The following is an 18648-nucleotide window of genomic DNA, read 5'->3' as shown; positions in this document are numbered from 1 at the left end:
CACGCAGCACCCCTAGACACCCACAACGCAGCCTGACTACCGACCTATCTGCCGCCCCTTGATGCAGGCTGCATCAACGCCTTCGACACCCCCGCCATACATACGCCCCTGAGCGTCACCTCGCCGTTGGCACACGACGTCAAGAGTTCTCATCGTCGAGGTTGCTGCCGCGTCGTGTGGTCCCGGCGGTGGCGATCTGCAAACCTCGAATCCCCAATCGGCAGGCCGCCGTTCCGGGCGACGACAGCGACTGCACCGAGCAGTCGGACCGAACCGCCGACCTCCCAGTTAGATGACGCACAGCAGCAGCCCCCTGCAAAGCGCGGCCGCCGTCACTCGGGACGCCAGGCCGCAACGGACTACCGCAATCGCGTATCACCACCGACAATTGGCGCCGATCCCAACTGGCGGCACCGCCGTCGAAGCCATCAAACCGACTTACACCGCGGTCAACGCCGAAGCTGCCGCGGCGGCGTTGGATGCCTTCGAGGCCGAGTGGGGCAACCGGTATCCGGCTGCAATTCGGTTGTGGCGCAACGCCTGGAGCGTGTTCATCCCGTTCCTGGACTACGACACCGAGATCAGGAAGGTGATCTGTTCGACTAACGCTATCGAATCATTGAACGCCCGCTACCGCCCCGCGATCCGTGCTCGCGGGCACTTTCCCACCGAACAGGCCGCTCTGAAGTGCCTATACTTGGTCACCCGGTCGCTAGACCCGACCGGGACCGGCCAGAAGCGATGGACGATGCGCTGGAAACCAGCACTGAATGCCTTCGCGATCACCTTCGCCGACCGCATGCCGGGCAGCGCAACCATCTAGTCGAAGACGCCGCTGACACCGTTAATCGGGCAGTCCCTCGTGGAACACCGTCGTGTCCTCGATCGACTTGCGCGGGACGTCGAGGTTGTTGGCGGCAAAGTCGTCGACGGCGTATCCAATCGCGAGACCCCACAGGATTTCGTAGTGGTCCGGGATGTGGAGAGCTTGGTGCACGATGTCGGGGAATCCGGCGATGAGCATTTGGACGCAGGTGCCCAGCCCCCGAGCAGTAAGTCCAAGGATGAACGTCTGCAGGTACATGCCGACGCCGAGACTGTCGACATGGTGAAGGCCCCGGGGCATACATACAATTCCGGCAAGTGGGGCGTTGTAGAACCGCCAATTGAGTCTGACGGCCTTCCGACGCCCTTCTTCATCATCTCGGGCGATGCCAAGACTCCGTAAAGTTGTGCTCTCAGTTCATATTTGAACGTCTCGAAGTCAAGAGGGAGTCGGGGTAGTTCGGGCCCGCGTCTCCGGGACGCGCCGTCGCCGGGCACCGCCACCGCGCGGACGAACAGGCCCGTCATGGCGATACCGCCGTGAGCCGACCACCAGCACGACGTGACCTGCCCGCCGAATCCACCCTCACTCACGCGCAGGCATCCAGCATCTAACCCACCACACTCCGTTGCCGGGGTGCGCCACGGTGGCGGTAGCCCGGGCCGACGTCGACGTTTCTCTGAGGCACGACCTCGATCTCTAGTACAGACGCCGGCTCCTCCCACTGCCCGAGCGCGACAGTCATTACCTAAGCTAAGAACCAAATTGACACGGTATTACCGGGACAGTTCGGAGCGTCACCGGTGAAACCGGCACAATGCGGGCACTGGTTGTCAAGGTCGTCCAGGTATCGCGCGATCGTCGCGTTGTGGGCCGCCTGGATGACGGTGACGTGCCACTGCCTGTTCAGTTGGGATTGATCGGAGGAGTCCAACGAGGCTTCGCGGTTTGCCAGGTTGTGTTCGATCAGGGCCAGGTCAGTCGATATCCGTCGTTCGGCTGCCAGCTCAGCAGCAGTACTTTCCAAGGCGATCCTGGCGTCGTAGAGGTCGACGATCTCGTCGACATTGCGGACCCGCACCTGGTACCCGCGCTGGGACCGAACGACCCAGCCGTCCTGCGTCAGTCGGGTCAACGCTTCGCGCGCCGGGGTTCGGGAAACACCGAATTCCTTACTAATCGCGGTCTCCAACAGCACGGTGCCTGGCGCGTAGGTTCCGTCGATGATGCCCGCGCGCAACCTCCGATACTGCTTGTCGACAGCGCTGTCACCAGTTAATTGGGGCACCCGCTGACCTCTGTTCTGTTGAGACGGAAGAGATCTCGCAGTGTCTTCTCACTGTAGTCACGTCGGAACACGCCCCACGTCTGCAGCTGGGGAATGACCAGTTCGGCGAAAGCGGTCAACCCTGCGGGTAACTGGGCAGGCATGATGACGAACCCGTCCACGCCGTGTCCTTCGAACCAGTGCCGCATGGTGGTCGCGACCCGCGCCGCCGATCCCACCATGGTCAGATGCGCGCGTGCGGTTGCCAGCCCGGACAGTAGCTCGCGCAACGTCGGTTGCTCGCGGCGAACCTGATCGGCGAGAAGCAGCAACCGGCTCTTGGAGAGGTTATTCGCATCGGCGGTGTCGCTGAACCAGCGTGCGTCTGCGCGATCATCGAGGCCGGCGCCGCGAAGGTCGATTCCGAAAGCTGATCGCAGATGGGCCAACCCGGCCTCTGCGGGTGCCAGCGAGTCAAGTTCGGCGCGGATGGCGTGCGCTTGCGCGTCGGTCTCGGCGACTATCGGGCACAATCCGGTGACGATCTTCGGTGCGGGTCTGCCAGCCTGCGCTGCGAGTCGGTGTATCGCGGACCGGAATGCGGCAGCGGCGCGCAGATCCTGTTGCGCAGTGAAGATCACCTCGGCGTGCTGCGCGGCGAACCGGCGACCCGCCACGGAGGCTCCGGCTTGCACCAGAACCGGCTGCCCCTGCGGCGACCGCGGAACGTTGAGCGGCCCGCTTACCTCAAAATACTTGCCCCGGTGGTGTAAAGGGCGAATTCGGGCCGGATCAACGTATCTGCCCATCGCTGTGTCGGCAATAATGGCGTCCGGCTCCCAGCTTCGCCGCAAACCGGTCACGACGTCGACGAACTCGGCTGCCCGACGGTACCGGTCTTCCGGGTCCGGGTGGGGGCGGTTGCCGAAGTTGGCTGCGGCGGCGGCGTTGACATGCCCCGGGGAGAACTGATGCGACTGCGCAGAGCCCGATTTGCTGCCCCAGGTGGCCTTCAAGCACTCCGGATGATGTGGTGTCCTACCGGCGCGAGTTGCGGGGGCGCGGCTCACGACTGCGGCAGATCACGCCGGCGGTGGGGTCGGTACCGCGACCCCACCGCGAACGGCAAACCGTCGACCACCCGTCAGCCGTGCCTCTTGCGGCCGGCGGGCGATGCGGCGTTGAATCAGGCTGGACTACTCGCGCTGAACGCGATATTCGAGTCATGCTTAGACAACTCGCTGGCACAGACATCAGCGCATCACCCACCCGCCGTCGACGACCATCAACTGTCCGGTGATAAAACTGGAGTCGCGGCCGGCCAGGAAACTCACCGCTGAGGCGACGTCACTTGGGAGGCCGCGACGGCTTAGGGCCTGTACGTCGAACAACATGTCAGCGATTTCTTCCGGGGAGCCATATGTCGCTGCCTCGCTGGGTGTTTCGATTGCTCCCGGCGCGATCGCATTGACACGCACTCCGTCTGCGCCGACCTCCCGCGCCAGCGAGCGAGTCATACCCACGAGTGCGGCTTTTGAAGTGCTGTAGTGCAGAACGCCGGCACGGCCCAGAAGTGGTGTCACCGAGGAGAGTATGACCACACTCGCGTCTTCAGATGCGGCAAGCCCGTCGTAAAGAGCAGCGATGCAGTTATAGCTTCCGACTACATTGACCTCAAACACACGCCGCCAGTTGTCCGCGGACAGTTCCCGCCATGGGAGATGCTCGGTTACCGCAGTCGCGGCGTTCGCCACCACGACTGAGGTCGGGCCGAGTTCGGCCATAACGGTATCGGCCATGGCGTCGACCGCGTGGCGGTCGGATACGTCTGCCGCAACGGGGATCGCTGTTCCGCCATCGGCTTGAATGGCGGCGACAATACGCTGTGCGGCGGCAGCCGCGCCTGGTTCAGGGATGTGGTTGACCGCGACTTTGGCGCCGTCGGCGGCGAGGCGCCGCGCTACAGCCTCTCCGATCCCACCTGTTGCTCCGGTCACGACAGCGACGCGACCGGACAGTGTCTGACTCATTTGGAACCTCGGGTACCTAATCGCGACTCTCCCGTTGCTGGGATCGATGGACGCTGTTGAGCTACAGCTATTTGGGTATCCCTTTCGTCGGAGGCGAATCGCATATTGGTCGAGCTGACGACAAGCGAAGAGCCCGTAGGTACCTGCAGACAGCTAATTTTGACGACCTTGAATGTCGTCGCAATGCACTCGTTGACCGACGCGCCGTCGCGGCTGCCTATGTCGCCGTTGAGCATGGTCACGCGCTGGTCCGAAAAATGACGGTCTTCAAGAGTTGCCTCCCTCGTCTTGAGCGCGAACGGTAAATTCGGCTGACATCGTTAGTCGCTGGACAGCAGGTGGGACCAGGCTGTGTCCAGCGAGCGAGACGGACCGAGTTCTGAAGCCGCATGTACAACTTTAACGATAAATCACTAGGTACATCTAAGGGTGCACGGTCGCACCATGTCAACGGGTATTTGCGTCGATGTGCGCTGCCGAACTGTTGTTGGCGTCGACATTGCTGGTCGCTAGCACCATCGGAATGACGGTCTGGGTCGCTCGACATAGAGGGCGCCTACCAGCAACACCACGTTGTTCGCCCTACCACCAGGGCTGTCTAAAAGACGGTCCTTCCTATGTGTCAGTGAGGATTCGGAGCTGGATTGGTATCACAAGGTCTACTGCTGCTCGGCGGAACGCGATGTAGCGCTCGGCGTCGCGCTGATCCTGTCGGGAGTCTTCATGATTCAGTTCGAAGCCTGTCGGGACGGGATTCGAGGATCGGGTACGCACAGTCGTCGTCCGGGCAGCGCCGCGGTCAGTGCGATGGCTATGATCCCGGCGAGCGGTACGGCCAGCAGTCCGGACCGCAAACCGGCGGCGTCGGCGACCAGTCCGACGAGTAGTGGCGCACCGAAGAATCCCACCCGCATCAGGCAGGTGACCACGGTCAGGCCGGTGCCGGGTCGCAAGCCCGGCAGCCGATCGGCAGCGTGCATGGCGATCGGTATAAGGGTGGCTGCCCCAAGGCCGGCGAGTGCGAACCCGGCGATAGTGGTCGCGATCGTCGGGATGACCAAGGCAAAGCCCATTCCCGCGGCTGCGATGAAGCCGCTTGCCCGGACTACGGTGGCTTCGCCGAACCGGTTTACCAGGCGATCGCCGATCAGTCTGCCGACGAACATGAACCCCACGAGTGCGATGTACCCAGAGACCGCCAATGCGGGCGGCGTGTGCAGGCCGTCGCGGAGATACAGCGTGGCCCATGAGCTTCCGGCGTCTTCGACCGTGGCGCCGGCGATCGCAATCAACACCAGGGCCAGTAGGCTCAGATACACGCGTGGCCCGGCTCGGGTGCCGATCGTGGCGTTCGCTGCCGGATGGTCACCGTGGTCGGGCCCAGGCAGCAGGTACTGGTAGGCGATTAGCGCCACCACGCTTAACAGGACCGCGACTGCGCTGAGGTGGACGCCGCGAGATATCCCGAGGCCGATTGCCCCGGCGCCGGTGAGACCGCCAAGGATCGCCCCGGCGGCCCATGCTGCGTGCAGTGAGTTGATGATCGAGCGGCCGTGTTCGCGTTGCACCCGGAGCCCGTGGACGTTCTGTGCGACGTCGAGCACCGAGTCGCAGGCCCCGGCCAGAAACAGGGTGGAGGCCAGAATCAGCGGTGTGCTTGCCACGCCGGCGAGCATGACGAAAGAAGCCAGCAGCACGGTGCCCAGGACTGCCACCCGTGCGCTGTGAAATCGCCGAATCAGCGTCGCCGCAGTCAATCCCGCGACGAGCGCACCGCCGGAGAACGAGGTTATTGCCGCGCCGTACACCGCGTTGCTGAGGTGCAGATCGGCCTTGATCTCCGGATAGCGCGGCAGCAGATTGGCGAAGATCGCGCCGTTGATCAGAAACAGGGCTCCGATCGCGATCCGGGCCCGGCGCAGAATGACTGCAGGACAAACCGCTCGCGCGGGTTGTCGACTCGGTAGGAACATGCGACAGATGAGTCCCATTAGATGATCACGTCCTTATTGCTCGTGTGCGCGTAGAAATGTCCTTCTGGCCCCGTCGGTGGGCCTGGATCCAATGGAATCTGCTGCCTGGTGGATTATCTGGCGTTCTGCGCGCTGGGCTGTAGAGAGGTCCGCGGCCGCAAGGCTACGCTATTAATCTCGTCAGACGAGACTTCTATGCGGTACATTATGCGACGCGTGTTGCTTCAGTCGTGCTTGTCGGTGATACTGAGGGCGCCCGTTCAGCAAGCTCACCCCTGGCCCGCGCGGCCATCGACAGAACGAAGGTCAATGTGACACAGAAGGATTCAGCTGGTGAAGTCCTCGACATCCACCGGCTGACCAGTGCCCTGGCTGCGGATGCGCTAGACGGTTTGGGGCGGCGCAAGCAATGCCTCAGTCCTGACATCCGTCCGCTACGTCTAGATCAGAAGATGGTGGGGCGCGCGTTCACTGTCACTTCCCGGCCCGCTGTGAACGAGTATCCTGAGCGCCCTTATGAGGGCCTGCTTAGAGCTCTCGATGCGCTGCCACCGGACGCAATCTTCGTGTTCCACACCGAACGTTCGGATGCGGCTGGGGTCTGGGGAGAACTCATTACGACCGCTTGCCAGGCTGGCGGGGTTCTCGGTGCGTTAACCGACGGACTCATCCGCGACGTGCCGCGTCTGCTCGAACTGGACTTCCCCGTGTTCAGCCGCGGAGCCACTCCTTATGACAGCAAGGGTCGCATCGACGTCACCGCCCACAACATTCCAGTAACTGTCGACGGCGTAGAGATCTGTAGCGGCGATCTCATCGTCGGCGACGCCGACGGCGTATGCATCATCCCAGCTGCCCTCGAAAAGCAGGTCCTCGAGAGTGTGCGAATCAAAGACTTTGGTGAGGGACAGTTCCGCACCGCAGTGGCCTCAGGCACCAGCGTTTCAGCGGCGTTTCGTCGCTTCGGGATCCTCTAGTGACTGTCACAGAGTCGTTACTCGACGTGATCGGGCGGTCACCGCTGATCCCCGTGTTGCGTGCCCCCACCCCTGATTTTGTCCTGCCTACCGTGCGGGCATTATTCGACGCTGGAATCTCGATTATCGAGCTGACGTACACGACAGCCGATGCAATTCCGCTGCTCGTCAAGGCTAGGGCGGAGCTATCTGCTGATTTTTACCTCGGCATGGGCACCGTCTTCACCGCCGAGCAAGCGGCCACCGCCATCGAAGCCGGGGCCAAATTCATAGTGACCCCGACAGTGGTGCCTGAGGTGGCAGCTGTCGCAGCCGAGCAATCAATTCCGCTGATCATCGGAGCGATGACGCCGTCAGAAGTCTCCACAGCGTTGACCCTTGGCGCCACGGCGGTCAAGGTATTCCCCGCAGGGCTGCTGGGACCCGCCTACATCAGCAACCTGCTCGACATCCTGCCTGGCGCTCATATCGTTCCTACTGGCGGAGTCACCGCCGTGCGTGCAGGGGATTTTCTGCGCGCTGGCGCAATCGGTGTCGGCGTCGGTGGCGCGCTGCTCTCGCCCGCTTTGCGTGGTGATGATGTGAGCGGCGTCGCCCAAGCGGTGCAGCAGCTGCTGCAACAGCTACAGACTCAGAAGACGTCGCTGCGGTGAACGCCAATCACCCCGCCGACCAGCCTCACCTGATAACCATCGGTGAGGCCATGGTGCTGCTGGTCAACGACACCCTGGGCCCGTGGCAGCTGGGCTCACACATGCAAACCATGGCTGCAGGCGCGGAGCTCAATGTAGCGCTGACTGTCGCAGGTCTGGGAGGGCTGGCTCGGTGGGTCGGCGTGCTCGGTGACGACATTGCTGCCGATATCCTGCTCGCGCGGATGGGCGCCGGCGGGGTAGAACACCAGGCTCGCCGCATCAGCCAACCTACGGGCTTGATCGTCCGCGAGCGGCGCACAGCACTGGGTAGCCGTGTGCATTACTGGCGGCGCCACTGCGCTGGTGCCCAGCTCGACGCTCGTGATGTGGAGGCAGTGTCGTTCACCCGCAGTTCCTTCCTGCATCTGACCGGCATTACTCCGGCGCTCAGCGACACCGCAGCCTCTGCCGCGCAGCTGGCATTCCAACGTGCGCGTGACGCTGGCTCTGTCATTAGCTTCGACGTCAACTACCGCCAGCGACTGTGGCTACCCGAGCAGGCGCGACAATCCCTGAGGCTATTTGCAACAGCCGATGTAGTGATCGCCACACAACAGGAGGCGCGGATGTTACTTGGCCAGGCGCCGGCAGCCACCCATGAGTCATCTCCCATTGACGACGCCGCGTCGCTGGCACGTGGCCTCCAGGCCCTCGGTGCAGCCGAGGTCATCGTCAAACTCGGCGGACACGGCGCAATGATGCTTAGCAACTCTGGCGATCTGCTGCACGTATCAGCACCCGCCGTCCCGGTCATCGACACCGTGGGAGCTGGCGACGCCTTCGCCGGTGGACTGCTGGCGTCGTGGATGTGCGGACAGCCGGCCGCAGCACGACTGCGATGCGCGGTCGAATGCGGGTCCTGGGCTGTTACCGTGCCAGGGGACTCCCAGGCGGTGCCCTCGCGTGCTGACCTGAGGGACCTCAGCGCCGAGGACGCCGACCGACGTTGAGAACTACTGCGACGCACTGCCCCCCCCTTGGGGCGCGTCGCAGTTCATCTCGGCGACGATATCTACGCTGCGGCGATGTCAATCCGTGAGCGTGATGCGGTGTCTTTTTTTCAGTTCGGGTGTAACCGGTTTTCCGGCGGCTTCAAAAGTATGAGCAATCATGCTGTCTGCACGAATGGCGCTGTACTGCAGTGCATTTCGAACGTGGTGGCAATGAACGAAAGCTGCCGGGACTTTGATCCGCGGCACCTCTTGACAGCGCCAAGCCTCGAGATCTACGTTGTGTAACGTTAAAGTAATTCTTTCTAGGCACCGCCAGGCGATCACTTCTGACAGTCCGCGGAGGAGTTGCATCGTGGTGAAAGCCGTCTGCGAGCCGATCGCGCCGGCCCGCCCCGACGGATTGCATTGGCTTCCCAATTGTCGACCATCGGCGCCGACTGCGCCGCCGCTTCCCGCTACTGGAGGGACTACTCATGCTCTACAGCAACCATTTCTGCGACGGTCTGTCGATGCGGCAGTCGACGGAAGGTCTTGACTGACATGGCTGCCATCACACTTGAGAAGGTCACAAAGCGCTACGGCCCCGAGACCTGTGTAGTGGACGAGGTCACGCTCCAGATAGAGGACGGCGAATTCCTCGTCCTCGTAGGTCCGTCGGGCTGCGGGAAGACAACCCTGCTCCGGATGATCGCAGGCCTAGAGACACCGTCCAGTGGCGACATCTTCATCGGTGATCGCCGCGTCACGAAGATGCCCCCAGGCAAGCGCGATGTATCGATGGTCTTCCAGGATTACGCCCTCTTCCCGCAGATGTCCGTGCGGCGCAACATCGGGTTCGGGCTCACCATGCGCAAGACACCGAAGGCTGACATCGAACGCCGCGTAGACGAGGTTGCAGCCGTACTCGAACTCACGCGGCTCCTGGATAGGAAGCCGAGCGAATTGTCGGGCGGTCAGCGCCAGCGCGTCGCCATGGGCCGCGCAATGGTGCGCGAACCCGCGGTCTTCCTGATGGACGAGCCGCTGTCCAACCTTGACGCCAAGCTGCGTGTACAGATGCGAGCTGAGCTGGCGGGCCTACGCCAGCGACTCAAGCGAACAACGGTTTACGTGACGCATGACCAAGTCGAGGCAATGACACTCGGCGATCGTGTCGTGGTGCTACGCAACGGGCTGATCCAGCAGGTCGACACACCACAGCGGATGTTTCGCAAGCCCGCCAACCTATTCGTCGCAGCCTTTATGGGGTCACCGGGAATGAACCTCTTCGAGGCGCCCGTGCTTGATGGTCGCGTCTCGCTCGCAGGTACGGAAATACCGCTTGCACCAGACTCGCCCGTACGCGCACTCGATGGGAAGACGGTCGTAGTCGGTGTCCGGCCGACCGATCTGCGCGCCGCCTCGTCAGAGGGGCCTCGCTCTGAGAGCGTTGTCATGCGGATCGTACCCGAGGTTATCGAAGACCTCGGCAGCGAGACTCAAATTCGGTTTGCCCCCGGAACAGACGTGGTCGACGGCGCCGACCTCGGGGACGCCGACATCACAGAGCATGCGCGGAGGCAGTTCACGGCGTGCCTCGACCCGAACACACAGGTGGCGATTGGGTCACCGCTCGATCTGCTGCTCTCCCCTTCCGACATCCACTACTTCGATCCGGCGAGCGGCGAGAGGATCTGACAACGACGGACGAGAACAAGCGGTGACGGTAACTCACCGCAAGACAACTTGAGAATGTGAACGAGGAAGTGACCTCTGGCCCACTTCGTAAAAGCCCAAGTCACTATGGAGGAGCTGTCGTGCTGAACGTTTCATTTCGTGCCCGTGGCGTAGCCGCCGTCGCCGTCGTACTGAGTGCATCCCTAGTCGTTACTGCCTGCGGAGGTCCGGGCTCTACCACACCGCCCTCGTCATCAGGTTCGTCTGGGCCGGTGGACACGAGCATTCCGACCCAGCAGGTCACAATCACAATGTGGGACCAGGAAGCGGTCAACCCGATCAACCCAGGGCTGGAAGCCGCGATCTCACAATTCACCGACCTGCACCCGAACATCACGATCAAACGCGTGGCCCCTCCGGGGATCGGCAATGAGACCACGGTCGAATCCACAACAAAGACGAAATTGGCTGCGTCGGGATCGAACCCGCCCACCCTCATCGAGGGTGACACGCTGCCCGGTGGCGTACTCGCGCCGCTGATTCAATCCGGGCTCATGCGTGACATGGGGCCGTACGTCGACACCTACAAGTGGAACCAGCGCTTCGACTCGATAGGCGGACTGACTCTCGACCGATACTCCAACGATACAAATCGCTGGGGCGAGGGTCCGACCTACGGGGTGCCGTGGTATGGATCCCAAATCGGCGTCTTCTACAACCGCAGACTGCTCGAACAACTCGGCCTCCCGCAGCCGAAGACATTCGCGGACTTCGAGGCCTCGCTGACCGCCGCCAAGACCGCAGGGATCACCCCAATCGTGCTCGGCAACTCCGACCGCGACGGCGGCGGCTGGCTCTTCAACGAGCTGCTCGCCGACTACCTCGGCGGCCCAGCAATGCTCAAGTGGGTACTCAACCAGCCCGAGACCACGATCACCGGAGCCGAAGGAGTCCAAGCAGCCCAGACAATGAAGGACTGGGCCGCCGCGGGCTACTTCACCAAGGGCTTCGAGGGCATCAGCAGCACTGAGCAGGCGGCGCGGTTCGCCCGCGGCGAAGGCCTATACATGGTCGGGCTGCACGTCTTGGCACCGACGAGCGACACAGACAATTTCGGCTTCTTTTTCATACCGGACCCGAACGACACCGGCAAGACGCCTGGCACCGTGAACAATGCGATGTGGAGCTTCGGGATTACCGCTTCTGCGCCCCAAGCGGAGGCTAACGCCGCCGCCGCGTTCCTGGACTACCTCTCCTCCCCTGAGATGCAACGACAGCTCGCACTTAGTTACGGGTCGCTCCCAGTAGTGCCGGTCGATGGGCATGTCGAGCGCGGCGCGGTATACGACGATCTGTTGCAGTCATGGAACGAGCAGCGGACACACGGCACGGCACTTCCCTTCCTCGGAAGCGGAACACTGCTGAACTACACCTACAACACCATGCTCCAAGGTGTGCAGGATCTACTGGCCAGCCGCGTGAGCCCGGCGGACCTGCTAACCAGAATCGAGGAGCAGCGGCAGGCTTACCTAAAGGGAAGCAAGTGATGCGCGCGGCCCCCGGGATCGACGAGCGATTGGTCCCGATCTCCCCCGCACGGGTCAGAGCCGACCGTGCGGCGACTAATGCCAGGCCACGAAAGTCTCTGCGGGATCGGCTACGCGCCCCCGCTGCGCGGAGAAGCGAATCAACGCCTGGCGAGCCACGACGTGTGGCATATCTTTACCTGCTGCCCGCGTTCGCGCTGTTCATTCCGATGGTGTTATTCCCACTCGGCGAGACCGTTTGGTTCTCCTTTTACTCGTGGACCGGGGTTGGCGAAAGTCGGCCCGTCGGCCTCGCGAACTACCGGGCAATACTCGAGGATCCTCAGATAAGCAGCGCCTTCATCCATGCTGGGGTGTTGATCTTGTTCTTCTCGTTCATGCCGATCGTCTGGGGCCTGGTGCTGTCGGCCGCACTGTCACGCTTCCAGGTCCGTGGCCTCACCTTCTTGCGCGCAGTCCTATTCCTGCCGCAGGTGCTCGCTACAGTCGTCGTGGCCACGAGCTGGCAGTGGATCCTCGCCTATGACGGCCCCCTCAATGCCACCCTCAGATTCCTTGGGTTCGGCAGTCTCGCGCGCCCGTGGCTCGGTGACTATGAGACCGCACTTCCTGCCGTCGGCATGATCGGCAGCTGGGTGATGTTCGGCTTTTGCATGGTGCTGTTCCTGGCGGCAATTCAGGAAATCCCGCGTTCGCTGTACGAAGCCGCGCGCGTAGACGGTGCCAGTCCGGTGCGTGAGTTCATCACGGTGACGCTGCCTGGCGTTCGCAATCAACTCGCCGTTGCCCTAACGGTAACGGTGATCGGCGCGCTCAATACGTTCGACCTCGTCTATGTCCTTACACAGGGCGGACCCGGTACAGAGACTGTTGTGCCCGGCTATCTCGTCTATCAGCAGGCGTTCGCGAACGGCAACGTCGGCTCTGGCAGTGCGATCGCTGTTGTACTCACCCTGGTGATCTTCCTCGTCGGCGTCGCCATCAACCGAACGGCTGAGAAATGAACGTATCCCGCACCGAACGCTTCCTCACCTACGCCCTACTGTGGGTCTTCGCCGGCTTCGCTGTCGCGCCGATCCTGCTCGTTCTGTCGGCGGCACTACAGCGACATGATGCGCTACTCACTGGAGTGCCGATCCCGACAGGGCTGCATCTGGAGACCTTCGAACGAGCCTGGTCAGTCGGTCACTTTCAGCAGTACCTTGTATCCAGCGCGATCGTGACAGTGTGCGTCGTGGTGATCACGTGCGTTCTGTCGGTGCTTGCAGGCTACGCATTTGGCACCATGCGGTTTCGCGGCTCGGACGCACTTTTCTACGTGTTCATTCTGGGACTGATTATCCCGCACGAGGCGCTCGTGATCCCGCTGTACTTCCGCATGCGCGATGTAGGCCTAGTTGATACATACTGGTCCCTGATTTTGCCGCAGTCAGCTATCTCGCTTGCGTTCGGCATCTTCTGGATGCGCGCCTACTTTCGGTCGTCGTCGCGCACGCTGATCGAGGCGGCGCGTTTGGAGGGTGCCTCGAGTCTTACGGTGCTGCGGCAAGTGCTCCTGCCCCTTGCGAAGCCGGCGCTTACCACGCTGGTGGTGCTGACGTTCATGTGGAACTGGAACGAGTTCCTATTACCGCTAATCATGATCAACAGTGATAGTCATCGCACGGCGCCGCTTGGGCTCGCGTTCTTCACTGTCGGGCACCGTACGAACGTCGTAGAAATCGCGGCCGCCAGCGTGCTGATCGCCGCCCCCGTCGTCGCGGTCTACGTCTTTATGCAACGCCGGTTCATCTCGGGGATGCTGAACGGTGCGGTGAAGGGGTAGATATTACTCAATGTCAGCATCAGCACCCCGCGTTGCTAAAAGTTCAGGAGTCATGGGGATTCGTCGTAATCGCCACTGACATCGTTGCGAGGAAACGATGCTGACAACTCTATGATTCGTCCCAGATGTGGGGACAATCGCACCGTAGTTCGAGCTCTGCAACCTGCAATCCGATGAACGGACTGTACGACTTCGCACTTAACTCCACAAATGGCCACTCTCCTCGCTCGCCGTTAAGACAATGGAAGATTGCAAGGCATATTACCGGCAATCGGTCACTACACTTATGCGTGCATGGTAATTGCGAAAGAACCACTGGTTCGGGCTTGGAGATATCCCCTGCTATTCTCCTCACCGCGGTTTCCTCATGGACAGCTTCGAACGCGCTCTCGTCGGATTCGTCTCGTCGTGGGCTCTTTCGGCGCAGCTCGCGTAGCACGAGACATTTCGTTGTTTCGGCACGGACGACTTCGATCTTCATGCGTAGTTCCGCAGCGTCGTAACCGAACACCATCCCGTCAGATATCTACTCGGCATCGAAGATCAGGCCCTGCTGCGGCGAGGTTACGAATGGACGGTCGCGCTAACCAAGACAGATCTTGTAGGCACCATTTGTCAAGAAGCAGGTGAAAGCCGTCCCGGTTTTGGTGCCAGGGCGGCTTTCGTTTGATCGGGGTCAGTCGGTGCATCGACGGTCGTTGGTCAACGACGGTGGTTCAGATCGATATGCGCGGGTTGGTTACCGCAAGACGATGGTTTGGCGCGAACGGTGGCAGCCTCTAGAGACACGGGCGTCGCACCAGCAATCGGTGAATCCTGTTGCTGCTGATAGCTGTAACGCAGGTCCAGTTCGCCTACCTGGCGGCCGACCGGGCTGGTTCCGATCAAGTTTGGTTGTCTGCTCTAACGTCAGCGTGGCCAAGGACCAGCACCACCCGGCCAGTTCGCGGGCGACCGCGACGTTGGCCACAACATGAGGTTTCTTGCGCTCGTAGAACCGACACCACTGCTGGTGCAATCGCCGATTGCCGGCATGTCCACGGGCCTTAGGCGCCGGGTCGGCCCTGGCGCAGCGGGCCCGCATCCCCGGTCCAGGATTGCGGTGCGCCGCTCGGTGATGCCGGGCCGAATCAATCAGCAGTCTGCGGACGTGAGCGTGCGGGCCTTGGTGATCGAACCCTGCACCCGGGAGCCGCCCGAGGAGTTCGATGGGTAACAGGCCGACGTAGGCGCCGATCGAGGCCCCGGCGAATCGGGTCCAGTCCCCGATCCCGACGCTCAGTGCCAGACCGGTCAGCGCGGAGATCTCCCGCAGGCAGCCCAGCCGGTTGACTGGGTCAGCCCACCGTGGTGTAGTAGGCCGCGACTGCCACGATCTGCGCATCGAGGCGGTCACGGGCCGCGGTGGCGGTGAGCACCGCATCGAAGTGGTGATCGAAGGCCGCCGTGGTGTGAGAATCGTCGAATCGTTGGCGCTGAAGCCACATTCCATGCACACCGATCCAGGCCTGCCCGCCCGAACACCCGCCCCTGGCGCAACAGCAGCTTCGACAGCCGGTGTCGGACCCGCATCAGATCCGCCCGGGCGTCCACGCGAGCACGAACCAGATCCCGCACCGCCTCGACCTTAGCCTCGGGCACCGTGACCGCAGTGGTCTCGCCCAACCGCAGCAACCTTTGGTCAAATGCGCGGCACGGGCGTCGGTTTTGAGTCGGTCTCCGCTCGGACGGATCAGCTTCGACGGCGCGCCGACCGCGCAGTCCACCTGGGCATCAGTCAGCGCCGCTCGAAGCCAAACCCTGTTGGGACGGCCTCAAAGGCCACCCGCACCGGACCGCGCAGCCGGTGCAACCAATCGAGGATCTCCTCGTTGTCAAGACACAACCGTGCCCGCTCGACGCGGCCCGCATCCTCATCGACGGCATGCGCCACCGAAAGCGCATGCACGTCCAACCCCACACTCGTACCGTTGGAACTCACCGGAGGTCCCTGATCAGCAGTTGTGGCTCTACCGGTGCGAGTGTTCACTCGACGCCGGAACCCACGTCCGATTGCAGTCCGAGGCCTTCGGCGTCGAGTCAGCCTCCATACCGGCTAACCCAGCGCTTTCAGTACCTCCTTCGCGGCGCGCATGCCCTCGCTCGCGGCTCCCTCCATGAAGCGTTGGAACTGCGGCGAGAGCTGTTCGCCGGCGAAATGGAACGGCCCCTCTGGTGTTCCTTCGCGGCCATCGAAGCCAGTATGTTGACCGACGAGCCGGCAGGAGTAGCTAGCGCCGAGGAAGGGACTCGACGTCGGACTGGTTAGGGTCGCGCGGCCGGTGTACGCCTCGGCCGTGCCGGGCCACAGCGCGTCCAGCTGAGCGACGATCTGCCGCGCGCGTCGCTCCACTTCCGGCAGTGCATTCGATGCGTACGGTTCTCTAATCTGCGCGTCCTCCGCCAGCCCTCCGCCGAGATAGGACACGAGCACTGAAGTTTCACCACCATCGCCCAGCGTGGACTCCCAGGTCGCGCCGATGTCAAGGTCCGTGAATGTCGAGCCGTTGCAGCGATAGGGCTCCGGCGCGTCCAGCCACGGCCGCCCCGTGAACTCGAGCTGAAGTTTGGAATGCGTACCATAGCCAAACTCGTGGATCGCAGCCGCCTTGCGCTCATCGAGGGCAGCGTCAGCGATGTTCACCCGTCGCAGCGAGGTGTACGGCAGCGTGAGGATCGCATGATCGAACTCGGCTTCCTGCTGTTCGCCGTTGACGGACAGCGAGAGCACAGCGTGGTCGTCTGCGGTGCGCGCGATCCGCATTAGCTGCGCGTTCAGTCGCAGCGCCTCGGTCGGCAATAGGCGCGCGAGGCCGCGCGGCACCTGATCGATGCCGCCGAGGACTCGATAGCGTTCGTCAGATGTGCCCAGCGGACCGAACGCGCTAAGGGCCAAACCGGAGAGTTGCCGGATAAGGTTGATTGCGCTCTGCTGGCGTGAGTCGACGCCGCACTCGATCGTGTAACCGAGGTCCAACAGCGCTCCAAGGCGCGAGTCGTGTCCGCCCGGGACGTGCAGCTCAATCCACTCGTAAACGCTGAGTGCATCTAGTTCGCGCGCAGCATCGCCTGTTGGCACCCAACTGTCCGGCATGCCGATCGCGGCAGATTGCGACTCCACGATCGTACGGACGCCGGCATCGTAATCACGCAGAGCATCGGCGATCGCGTAGCACTCACCACGCAACATCCATAGCTCGCCGAGCCTTGGCTCCACGCGGTCGCGGTCGCGGGTCGGGATCCCGAGGCGACGGATGTGCCCGAGCATCGTCGTATGGTCCGAATTGACAAGCTCCGCGCACCATTCGGTGCGGTGCGCACCGAGCCACGGTTCGTCAGTCGAACGCGTGCGACCGCCTACATAGTCGGCGGCCTCGAAGACGGTAGGCACTATGCCTGCGTCGAGCAGCGCGACGGCTGCGGTGAGGCCGGCGACACCTGCCCCGACAATTGCGACCGTGGGAGCGCTATCGGACTGGGCTTTTGAACGGGGCAACGGATTCTCCTCGTGAGGCTAGTAGCTCGACTTTAACGTTACACTAGCGACCCGCGCTCTTGGGTTTGAAAAAACTCTCCACGACTGTTTCGCCCATCTAACTTGACAGACGGGGACATTTGCTTTTACGTTCAAGTTGTCTATGTCTGCGAACTCGAACGGTCGTCGGCAGCGGCCCACCCTGCGCGAGGTCGCCGCCGAGGCAGAGGTATCGATGCAGACAGTTTCCAATGTTCTGCGCAACCGCTTCGACCTAATGCGGCCGGAGACGCGCCAGCGCGTCGAGCACGCAATGGCCCGCCTTGGTTATTTCCCCAATGTGTCAGCGCGTGGCTTGCGTTTGCATCGGACGAGAACGTTCGCGTTTCTTGTCCTCGACGAGGCTCCGAGCTTCCTTGCCGATCCGCTGACCGATCTTCTGATCGCAGGTGTCGCTGATGTCGCGCGCGATTGCGACTATGAAATCCTGTTGAAGGGCCAGCGGCCGCTAGCGAACGATCGCACCATGCTCAGACCGCTGCTCGAAGGTCGCGTCGACGGTGCTTTCGTGCTGCTGTCGGGTGAGCCTGCATTGCGGCATGGTTACATCGAGCAGCTAAAGACGCTCAACGTGCCGTTCGTAGTCTTCGACGAAGTGATTGACGATCCAGAGGTTCTGGTCGTCCGAACCGACGAGCGTGAGACGGCACGCCAGCTCACCAAACACCTGATCTCGCGCGGCCATGACGCGATTGGCTTCATCGGCGCACGCCTTCCCTGGCCAGTCGTCGAGCAACGTTACCTCGGCTACCGCGACGAGCTCATTGCAGCAGGACTCCCAGAGCGGCCTGATCTAGAGATCTTCGACGCTACTTGGCAGGCTTCTGGCGGGGAGGCAATGGCGGACCGCCTGCTATCCGCAAGCTCACGGCCGACCGCAATAATCTGTGGCTCGGATGCGCTGGCGGTAGGGGCGATCCACGCGGTGAAAACTACCGGGCTACGAGTGCCTGACGACGTTGCCGTGGCGGGGTTCGACGACTTTGAGTTTTCGCGCTTCGTAGACCCGCCGCTGACGACTGTGCGTGTCGGTGCCTACGACATGGGTCGTACCGCCGCAGACATGCTCGTGCGCGCAGTCGCCGGCGAGCAGCTCGGTGTGCCCCACGTAGTCCTTGCCAACGAGCTGATCGTGCGCAACTCGACGTGAGTCCCTCTGTTTGGTTTGAGATTTACTCCACTGTCATGACGCGCTCGCGCTCTTGCGGCGTACGGAATTGACACTGCCATCCGGGCGCCCCTCGCATTTGTCAACTGCAACGTCCGATCCCACGCGCGAGGATACGGGCAGATTTGTTTTGCGTCGGAATCAGCTCATATCTCGC

General features: G+C 62.4%; 15 protein-coding genes and 1 pseudogene. 9 read left to right on the top strand and 7 right to left on the bottom strand.

The annotated features are described in order from the left end of the window. Window positions 1–292 precede the first annotated feature (292 nt). Window positions 293–823 (top strand): transposase, encoded by a 531-nt coding sequence (locus AC3A6P_RS03690; protein ID WP_487688525.1) that lies wholly within the window; start codon window positions 293–295, stop codon window positions 821–823. A 21-nt stretch (window positions 824–844) separates the two neighbouring features. Here the strand turns inward: AC3A6P_RS03690 and AC3A6P_RS03685 are convergent, their stop codons facing one another. From AC3A6P_RS03685 to AC3A6P_RS03665, 5 genes are all read right to left on the bottom strand, one after another. Continuing rightward, complete coding sequence (locus AC3A6P_RS03685) at window positions 845–1126, bottom strand: nitroreductase family protein (RefSeq protein ID WP_487688522.1); 282 nt, start codon at window positions 1124–1126, stop codon at window positions 845–847. A 448-nt stretch (window positions 1127–1574) separates the two neighbouring features. Beyond that, a complete protein-coding gene (locus AC3A6P_RS03680; RefSeq protein WP_487688520.1) occupies window positions 1575–2066 on the bottom strand; it encodes a GntR family transcriptional regulator in 492 nt (163 codons plus the stop codon). 35 nt (window positions 2067–2101) lie between these two features. Next, complete coding sequence (locus tag AC3A6P_RS03675; protein WP_487688518.1) at window positions 2102–3163, bottom strand: NtaA/DmoA family FMN-dependent monooxygenase; 1062 nt, start codon at window positions 3161–3163, stop codon at window positions 2102–2104. A gap of 183 nt (window positions 3164–3346) precedes the next feature. Next, the gene (locus tag AC3A6P_RS03670) at window positions 3347–4123 is read right to left on the bottom strand and encodes an SDR family NAD(P)-dependent oxidoreductase (RefSeq protein WP_487688516.1); all 777 of its coding nucleotides are present in this window, start codon (window positions 4121–4123) and stop codon (window positions 3347–3349) included. 728 nt (window positions 4124–4851) lie between these two features. Beyond that, window positions 4852–6096, bottom strand: a complete 1245-nt coding sequence (locus tag AC3A6P_RS03665) for an MFS transporter (RefSeq protein WP_487689364.1) — start codon at window positions 6094–6096, stop codon at window positions 4852–4854. A 230-nt stretch (window positions 6097–6326) separates the two neighbouring features. On the opposite strand from AC3A6P_RS03665, the gene AC3A6P_RS03660 reads away from it, so the two are divergent. From AC3A6P_RS03660 to AC3A6P_RS03630, 7 genes are all read left to right on the top strand, one after another. Further along, window positions 6327–7073, top strand: coding sequence for an RraA family protein (locus AC3A6P_RS03660; protein ID WP_487688514.1), 747 nt, complete (start codon window positions 6327–6329; stop codon window positions 7071–7073). Then, window positions 7073–7726, top strand: a complete 654-nt coding sequence (locus tag AC3A6P_RS03655) for a bifunctional 4-hydroxy-2-oxoglutarate aldolase/2-dehydro-3-deoxy-phosphogluconate aldolase (protein WP_487688512.1) — start codon at window positions 7073–7075, stop codon at window positions 7724–7726. The genes AC3A6P_RS03660 and AC3A6P_RS03655 overlap by 1 nt, the downstream gene beginning before the upstream one ends. Beyond that, on the top strand, window positions 7723–8718 hold the full coding sequence (locus AC3A6P_RS03650; protein ID WP_487688510.1) for a sugar kinase: 996 nt from the start codon (window positions 7723–7725) through the stop codon (window positions 8716–8718). Before AC3A6P_RS03655 ends, AC3A6P_RS03650 begins: the two co-directional genes overlap by 4 nt. A 543-nt stretch (window positions 8719–9261) precedes the next feature. Beyond that, the gene (locus tag AC3A6P_RS03645; RefSeq protein ID WP_487688508.1) at window positions 9262–10398 is read left to right on the top strand and encodes an ABC transporter ATP-binding protein; all 1137 of its coding nucleotides are present in this window, start codon (window positions 9262–9264) and stop codon (window positions 10396–10398) included. 251 nt (window positions 10399–10649) lie between these two features. Next, window positions 10650–11924: an ABC transporter substrate-binding protein gene (locus tag AC3A6P_RS03640; RefSeq protein ID WP_487688505.1), complete on the top strand. Its 1275-nt coding sequence runs from the start codon at window positions 10650–10652 to the stop codon at window positions 11922–11924. A gap of 164 nt (window positions 11925–12088) precedes the next feature. Then, entirely contained in the window at window positions 12089–12928 is an 840-nt protein-coding gene (locus AC3A6P_RS03635) for a carbohydrate ABC transporter permease (protein ID WP_487688503.1), read from the top strand. Then, a complete protein-coding gene (locus tag AC3A6P_RS03630; RefSeq protein WP_487688500.1) occupies window positions 12925–13749 on the top strand; it encodes a carbohydrate ABC transporter permease in 825 nt (274 codons plus the stop codon). The genes AC3A6P_RS03635 and AC3A6P_RS03630 overlap by 4 nt, the downstream gene beginning before the upstream one ends. 910 nt (window positions 13750–14659) lie before the next feature. On the opposite strand, the pseudogene AC3A6P_RS03625 reads toward AC3A6P_RS03630, so the two are convergent. Next, window positions 14660–15730 (bottom strand): annotated as a pseudogene (locus tag AC3A6P_RS03625) (IS110 family RNA-guided transposase); the annotation flags it as partial. 114 nt (window positions 15731–15844) lie between these two features. Further along, window positions 15845–17284 (bottom strand): flavin monoamine oxidase family protein, encoded by a 1440-nt coding sequence (locus AC3A6P_RS03620; protein WP_487688498.1) that lies wholly within the window; start codon window positions 17282–17284, stop codon window positions 15845–15847. 142 nt (window positions 17285–17426) lie between these two features. Here AC3A6P_RS03620 and AC3A6P_RS03615 point away from each other — a divergent pair, with 142 nt between their 5' ends. After that, on the top strand, window positions 17427–18473 hold the full coding sequence (locus AC3A6P_RS03615; protein ID WP_487688496.1) for a LacI family DNA-binding transcriptional regulator: 1047 nt from the start codon (window positions 17427–17429) through the stop codon (window positions 18471–18473). Window positions 18474–18648 lie beyond the last annotated feature (175 nt).

This window comes from Mycobacterium sp. Soil_C_30 (genome assembly GCF_057656995.1).
This window is presented reverse-complemented; position numbering and strand designations above follow the sequence as displayed.

Coding starts and splice junctions, on each gene's coding strand:
- AC3A6P_RS03685 (WP_487688522.1), bottom strand. CDS start 1,126: ATGCCCCGGGGCCTTCACCATGTCGACAGTCTCGGCGTCGGCATGTAC.
- AC3A6P_RS03615 (WP_487688496.1), top strand. CDS start 17,427: ATGTCTGCGAACTCGAACGGTCGTCGGCAGCGGCCCACCCTGCGCGAG.
- AC3A6P_RS03670 (WP_487688516.1), bottom strand. CDS start 4,123: ATGAGTCAGACACTGTCCGGTCGCGTCGCTGTCGTGACCGGAGCAACA.
- AC3A6P_RS03665 (WP_487689364.1), bottom strand. CDS start 6,096: ATGTTCCTACCGAGTCGACAACCCGCGCGAGCGGTTTGTCCTGCAGTC.
- AC3A6P_RS03645 (WP_487688508.1), top strand. CDS start 9,262: ATGGCTGCCATCACACTTGAGAAGGTCACAAAGCGCTACGGCCCCGAG.
- AC3A6P_RS03630 (WP_487688500.1), top strand. CDS start 12,925: ATGAACGTATCCCGCACCGAACGCTTCCTCACCTACGCCCTACTGTGG.
- AC3A6P_RS03690 (WP_487688525.1), top strand. CDS start 293: ATGACGCACAGCAGCAGCCCCCTGCAAAGCGCGGCCGCCGTCACTCGG.